The sequence below is a fragment of the Edaphobacter sp. genome, from assembly GCF_035763405.1.
Taxonomy (GTDB): Bacteria; Acidobacteriota; Terriglobia; order Terriglobales; family Acidobacteriaceae; genus Edaphobacter.
The window spans coordinates 21,283-27,364 of sequence record NZ_DASUBE010000124.1 but is presented as its reverse complement, the minus strand read 5'-3'; the positions used below and the strand labels follow the sequence as shown (position 1 = coordinate 27,364).

General features: G+C 60.8%; 7 protein-coding genes. 3 read left to right on the top strand and 4 right to left on the bottom strand.

Features of this window, described 5'->3' with window-relative positions:
- The 3 genes from VFU66_RS12370 to VFU66_RS12360 form a co-directional block, all read left to right on the top strand.
- Positions 1-1,198, top strand: a 1,198-nt coding sequence (locus VFU66_RS12370) for a glycosyltransferase family protein (RefSeq protein ID WP_414649435.1), incomplete at its 5' end; no start/stop codon positions are given.
- 219 nt (positions 1,199-1,417) lie between these two features.
- Entirely contained in the window at positions 1,418-3,043 is a 1,626-nt protein-coding gene (locus VFU66_RS12365) for a L,D-transpeptidase family protein (RefSeq protein ID WP_326446567.1), read from the top strand.
- A 15-nt stretch (positions 3,044-3,058) separates the two neighbouring features.
- Positions 3,059-3,682, top strand: a complete 624-nt coding sequence (locus VFU66_RS12360) for a YdeI/OmpD-associated family protein (RefSeq protein ID WP_326446566.1) — start codon at positions 3,059-3,061, stop codon at positions 3,680-3,682.
- A gap of 14 nt (positions 3,683-3,696) precedes the next feature.
- On the opposite strand, the gene VFU66_RS12355 is transcribed toward VFU66_RS12360, so the two are convergent.
- The 4 genes from VFU66_RS12355 to VFU66_RS12340 all read right to left on the bottom strand — a co-directional run bounded on the left by VFU66_RS12355 (position 3,697) and on the right by VFU66_RS12340 (position 6,075).
- Positions 3,697-4,239: a cupin domain-containing protein gene (locus VFU66_RS12355; protein ID WP_326446565.1), complete on the bottom strand. Its 543-nt coding sequence runs from the start codon at positions 4,237-4,239 to the stop codon at positions 3,697-3,699.
- A 96-nt stretch (positions 4,240-4,335) separates the two neighbouring features.
- A complete protein-coding gene (gene thpR / locus VFU66_RS12350; RefSeq protein WP_326446564.1) occupies positions 4,336-4,869 on the bottom strand; it encodes an RNA 2',3'-cyclic phosphodiesterase in 534 nt (177 codons plus the stop codon).
- A 74-nt stretch (positions 4,870-4,943) separates the two neighbouring features.
- On the bottom strand, positions 4,944-5,693 hold the full coding sequence (locus VFU66_RS12345) for a glucose 1-dehydrogenase (protein ID WP_326446563.1): 750 nt from the start codon (positions 5,691-5,693) through the stop codon (positions 4,944-4,946).
- Positions 5,694-5,775: 82 nt separating this feature from the next.
- A complete protein-coding gene (locus VFU66_RS12340; RefSeq protein WP_326446562.1) occupies positions 5,776-6,075 on the bottom strand; it encodes an ArsR/SmtB family transcription factor in 300 nt (99 codons plus the stop codon).
- Positions 6,076-6,082 lie beyond the last annotated feature (7 nt).

Here is a 6,082-nt window from a genome sequence, read left to right as displayed (position 1 = left end):
GTTCTGGAAGATTGAGATTGGCCGCCCACAGCGGCTGGCTGCGCTGCTGCTGCTGCTGTTTCTGGCCGAGTGCCTTTGGGTTGTCAACCGGCAGGAGCTCTCGCCCGCCGACTATCGCTACGCCATGTGCGGACGTCAGATGTGGGAACGCCCGTCTCCGCTGGCCGGATACTTCACCACCTGCGGCAACATGGACGGCGACGGCACCTTTGCCTATCGCGCAGCCGGGCTCCCGCTGACCACGCAGCGGCTGGTGATGCTCGGCGTGGACCATCTGCGCAAACCGGCCGACCGGCTCTACACCAATGGCACCCTGAACGGCTCTACGTGGGAGGCGCGGCACGAACTCTTCAGCGTGAAGTACCTGCTGCACCTGCCTTTTGTGTTCTTTGCCGTGTGGCTGGGCGCGGGGCTGTGGTGGGTCGCGCGGCGGCTCTTCGGCAACGAGGGCGGTTTCTTCGCGCTGGCGCTCTACTGCTTCTGTCCCGAGGTGGTACGGTCGGCGGTTGCGCCCAACAACGACATGCTGGCCATGTGGGGGCTCTATGGACTGGTCTACACGGCGATTGGCGTAGCCCACGCCATGCAGGGCCCGCGCCGCAGGTGGCGTCCGCGCATCGCGCTGCTGATTGTGGCGATGGGGCTGACAGCCACGGCGCATATTCTGGCAGCGATCATCGGCTGGCTGGCTGCGTTAGTGCTGATGCTCTATTTGGCGGAGCGGCGGCGCAGTTACGTGATGGAGGTCCTCATCTACTCCGCGGTCGGCTCGCTCTTGATCCTGTTTGCCTCGTATGCGTTCCGTCCCGCGCCGTTCAGCTACGTATTTACCGGGGGGTCGGCGCGGCTCTCGTTCTCGCTGGGCGGCTTCTACCGCTTCTTTCTGGGGCCGCAGAATGCGCCCATCGCTGTGGCAGCGGTGGTTGCTGTGTTCCTCTTCCTCACCGTGAGGCGCTGTCGCTACTTCGGCAACTTCGTTCCGCTGGCGATGACGGTGCTGCTGTTTCCGGTCATCACCACCCAGACTGTCTCCCGACCGTGGCTGTGGGCGTTGCCGTTTCTCTTCACCTTCCTCGGCGGCGTCTTTGCCGATGTACTTGAGACGCGGCAGCGGAAGCTGTTTTTGGGGCTGGCTGGAGCTATCCTCCTGACCCAGACGCTTGTCTGCCTGGCAGTGCTGCCGGGCATTGCACAATGACCGATTTGCGGTAAAAACTTTACCCGCATTTCGACCCGGAACTCCTGCATAATGAGTCGGCGTACCTTGCAAGCCAGGCCGCGTTTTAAGGATGGATTTTTCGGAATGAAGACTTCGCTTCGCTCTGCCTGCGCCGCATCTGCGATTGTTACTTTGCTGTTCGCCGGTGGTTGTCGCAAACATCGAGAGACACAGTACGCGCAAAACCTTCAACAGTTGGTGGCAAAAAAGACGCTTCTACCTGAAAAGGTAAACACAGCAAAGGTTCCCAACCTGCGCTGGCCCAACTTTTCTGACTACGCCTCCGCTGTGCAGTCCTTCTATGAAAACCGAGACTATGCCGTGGCGTGGACCGAGGACGGCGAGCCGACCGCGGCGGCCAAAGGGTTCATCGATGCGTTTCAACACGCCGACGCGAAGGGGTTGTTCCCGGAGGACTACGACGCTTCACGCTGGGGCAGCCGCCTCCAGGCCCTCTCGGGCAAGTCCGCCGACGCCATCTCACTGTTCGACGTGGCGATGACGGTCAACGTGATGCGTTATATCTCCGACCTGCACATGGGCCGGGTGAACCCTTCGCACTTCAGCTTCGATATTCCTGTTGCAAATAAGAAGTACGATCTGGCAAAGTTTGTCGCAGACAATGCGGTGAATGCGGCTGATGTGCCCAAGCTGATCGTCTCAGTCGAGCCGGACTCGGATGAGTATCGCGCCACCGAAGCTGCGCTGGTGCGCTATCAGGCGCTCGCCAAACAGCAGGACGAAGCAGGCGCAAAGCCTCTGCCGACGGTGAAGAAGACGGTCGCGGTCGGCGGTGCTTATCCCGCAGCTGCTGAGCTGCTGGCGCGGTTGCAGCTAGAGGGCGACGCCCCATCTGATGCCGCCATTTCAGCAGACCATCCCGAGCGATTCGACCAGGTACTCTCTGACGGCGTAAAGCACTATCAGCAGCGGCACGGCCTGGAAGCCGACGGCGAGCTTGGCCCGGCGACCATTCGCAGCCTCAACGTTCCGCTCGTGCGTCGCGTCGCGCAGCTTCAGGACTCGCTCGAACGCTGGCGATGGCTGCCGGATCCGTATCTGCATCCTCGGTTGATGGTCAACCTGCCGGAGTTTGTGCTGCGCGGCTACGCGGCGGACAACAAGCTGGACTTCACCATGAAGGTCATCGACGGACAGGGGAAGGATGATCACGAGACGCCCGTCTTCGCCCACATGATGAAGTACCTGATCTTCCGCCCCTACTGGAACGTACCGGTGGACATTGCCCAGAAGGAGCTGGCGCCGCACATCGTTCAAGACCCGGACTATCTGGAATCGAAGAACTTTGAAGTGACCAACCGCCGCGGCGTGGTCCAGACCGCCTACACCGCGCAGCAGGTAGGCCGGGGCCACTTTCTGGTGCGGCAGCGTCCGGGGCCGAAGAACTCACTCGGATTGGTGAAGTTCATGTTCCCCAATCAGTACGACGTCTACATGCACTCGACGCCGGAGGTTTATCTGTTCCAGCGCACGCGGCGCGACTACAGCCACGGCTGCGTCCGCGTGCAGAAGCCTGCGGATCTGGCGGCATGGGTACTCCAGGGACAGGGCGACTGGGACCTCGACAAGGTGAACGACGCCATGAACGAAGGCCCGGATAACCACACGGTCTTGCTCAAGACACAACTGCCCGTCGTCATCTTCTACCTGACCGCGAGGGTGGACGAAGACGGCCAGGTGGACTTCTTCGACGACATCTACAAGTACGACGCCGATCTCGAAAGCGTGCTGGCCAAAGGCCCGCCCTACCCCATCAAACCGGAGCCGATTGTGCCGAAGACCAAGAAGGGGGATACGCTTTAGGCTAGACTGTTGCGCATGAGTGAGAGCGGATTCGACCGGAGAGTGGATGCCTACATCGCCAACGCCGCACCCTTCGCACAGCCGGTGATGGAGCATCTGCGCGAACTGGTGCATCGGAGTTGCCCGGAAGTGGAAGAGACGGTGAAGTGGAGTATGCCGTTCTTCCTCTATCGTGGGCAGATTCTGGCCAACATGGCCGCGTTCAAGCAGCATTGCAGCTTCGGCCTGTGGGGAGCGGAGGTGGCCGCAACCATGAAGCAGGACGGCGCTCTGGGCACTGAGGAAGTGGCCAGATGGGTCAAGATCGCCGGACTGAAGGACCTGCCGAAGGACAAAGCAATGCTCGGGTACATCCGGCAGGCGATGACGTTCGTGGACGGCGGCGGCAAGACGTTTCCAAAGCGGGACAAGGCCAAGGCAAAGCCCGAGCCGAAGGTCCCGGCGGAGCTGGCTGCGGCGCTGAAAAAGAACAGAACGGCGGCAAAGGTATTTGCGGAGTTCAGCCCAAGCTGCCGCCGCGAGTACGTCGCGTGGATCACCGAAGCAAAGCGTGATGAGACGAAGATGAAGCGGGTGGAGCAGGCCGTAGCTTGGATTGCCGAGGGGAAGTCGCGGAACTGGAAGTATCAGGCATGCTGAATGGAACTACAGGATTACGTTGCCTTTATCGGAGGTCCGAGTAATTCCATGCCGTGGCTGCGATAGTACGCGGCATTCTGCAATGGAGTGGTGGCGTCGCGGAAGAACCGTTCCATCTGGCCTGCGGGTGTAAAGGCGATGAGCATTCTTCCCGGAGTGGCCCCGGTGGGGCAGAAGGCATGAGGAACTTTGCGGGGCCCAAGGATGGAGTCTCCGGGCTTGAGCAAGACCCGCTTCTCCCCCACCTGAAAGAGGACCTCGCCCTCCATCACATAGAACCACTCCTCCTGTTCGAAGTGGAGATGCAAAGGCGGTCCACCGAACTTCATATTGTTGTGCTCGACGACGAAGAGGTTGCCGCCGGTCTCCTGAGTGGAGACTTTGAACTGGAGTCCGCCGAATCCAGTATGAGTTTCGTCTAACCGATCCCGTCCCGAATGTACGACCGGGGCATCTTTCGATGCAGCGTCAGATGGCTGTGTGGCGAATGCGAAGGGTTGCGCAAGTGCGATGGGAAAGACAGATGCAGCAGACTTCAAAAAGTTACGACGCTTCATGGGGCCTCCTTACCGTAGGCTGAATCATCGCAAGTCTATATCAGGTTGGCGAGGAGTTTGATTGGCGCACACACGCATAGACCGCACAGCCTGAAATCAGACAAGAGAGAAGGCGCTAAGCATCTCATACTGTGCTCCTCCGGGCAAGGTGAAGCTTTCGTAGAGACGGAATTCATGCGCCTCGAATCGCTGATGGAAGGCAGGGTTCGACTGCTCGTGCACATTCAGATGGACACGGCCTTTGCTGCGCGCCAGTGTGATGTGCGGAGTATAAGGGCGCGGCTCGCGGGAGAAGCCGCCGGTTTCCATGGCGCGGAAGACCTGCTCTGCGAAACTGAGCAGCGCAGGTGAGGGTTTGGCTTGCGTATAGAGGATGCCAGCGTTCGGAAAGACGCCGAGACCTTCAAGTTGAAGGTGTAGTGGCGGCGAATGGAGCAGCGACAGCGCCCGCTCGATGCCGCCGAGCCGCGCAGGCTCGACCTGGCCGAGGAAGCTGATGGTGAGGTGCAGGTTCTCGGGCGGCGTCCAACGGATGCGGGAACGTTCGCCGGCAGCAACGAGCGTGCGGGCAGCGTGTGCAAGTCTTTCTGCCAGCTTCGGCGGTAGACCGATGCCGATGAACAGCCGCATGAGTGTGAGGATACGCCTGCGCAGGCGGAGCGCCCTGACCCGGGTGCGGGTTCGAGTGCGCTCCGTCGTGTTGCTTAGCGCAGACCGCCGGCGGCCTGAACGAGCGAGCCGGTAACCCAGCGGGCATCGTCGGAGGCGAGGAAGGCGACGACCGATGCGATGTCGTCGGGGTAACCGATGCGGCCAAGCGGCGTCTCCTGCACTGCCTGGTTAATGAAGTCCGAACCCTCGAAGCCGCCGGACTTAAACCCCTCGGTAAGGACGGGGCCGGGGTTGACGGCGTTCACGCGAATCTTCTTCGGGCCAAGCTCTTTCGCAAGCACGCGCGTGATGGCATCGACCGCGCCCTTGGTGCCGCTGTAGATTGCAGAGGCTGGCGGCGTTGTGTCGCTGGCAACCGAACTGATGTTGATAATGCTGCCGCCTTCGGGCGGGAAGAGCGCAGCACCTGCTTTGGTGGCGAGCAGGAGCCCGGCCACGTTGGTTCCGAAGATGCGCGCGATCTCCTCTTCGGTAATCTGGTCGAGCGGCGAGAAGGCATACACCCCTGCGTTGTTGACGAGGATGTCCACTTTGCCGAAAGCCTTCTTCGCCTCTGCGAAGAGCGCGTCAATCTCCGCCGACTTGGCCACGTTGCCGCCTACGGCAACTGCTTTGCCTCCCGCTTGAGTGATCTCAGCCACAACCTTGTCCGCGCCTTCTTTACTGCTCGCGTAGTTGACCACGACAGATGCGCCCTGGGCCGCGAGTTCCCTGGCAATTCCCGCACCGATGCCCTTGGATGCACCGGTGACAACTGCCACTTTACCTGCAAGCTTTCCCATGTACCTTCTCCTTTTGACGTTTGTCGAATGGTTCGACATACATCGAAATAGATGTTGGGACTTTTGGTCGGATTCATAAGTTTTAGAGTGACGCGAGGCGGGCAACGTAAGCCTCGAAGACCAGGCGGCACACGCGAAGGTTCGCTTCCCGGCCCTCGCGCTCGACCTCAACCAGACCGGCTTCGTTCAACTCTTTGATGTGGTGCGAGATGGTTGCCGGGCTGATGACCTCATGCTCTTCGAGCCGGCAGCAGGCCATCTCCCCGGCAGCGGCGATCTGCCGGAGAATGGCGTAGCGGCGCGGGTCGGCGAGCGCGCGGCTGATGGCGGTGAACTGCTCGTCGGTGAGGGTGATCTTCTTGCGGGGGCCTTTGGTCTTCATGACATCC

Coding starts and splice junctions, on each gene's coding strand:
- VFU66_RS12340 (WP_326446562.1), bottom strand. CDS start 6,075: ATGAAGACCAAAGGCCCCCGCAAGAAGATCACCCTCACCGACGAGCAG.
- thpR (WP_326446564.1), bottom strand. CDS start 4,869: ATGCGGCTGTTCATCGGCATCGGTCTACCGCCGAAGCTGGCAGAAAGA.
- VFU66_RS12345 (WP_326446563.1), bottom strand. CDS start 5,693: ATGGGAAAGCTTGCAGGTAAAGTGGCAGTTGTCACCGGTGCATCCAAG.
- VFU66_RS12360 (WP_326446566.1), top strand. CDS start 3,059: ATGAGTGAGAGCGGATTCGACCGGAGAGTGGATGCCTACATCGCCAAC.
- VFU66_RS12355 (WP_326446565.1), bottom strand. CDS start 4,239: ATGAAGCGTCGTAACTTTTTGAAGTCTGCTGCATCTGTCTTTCCCATC.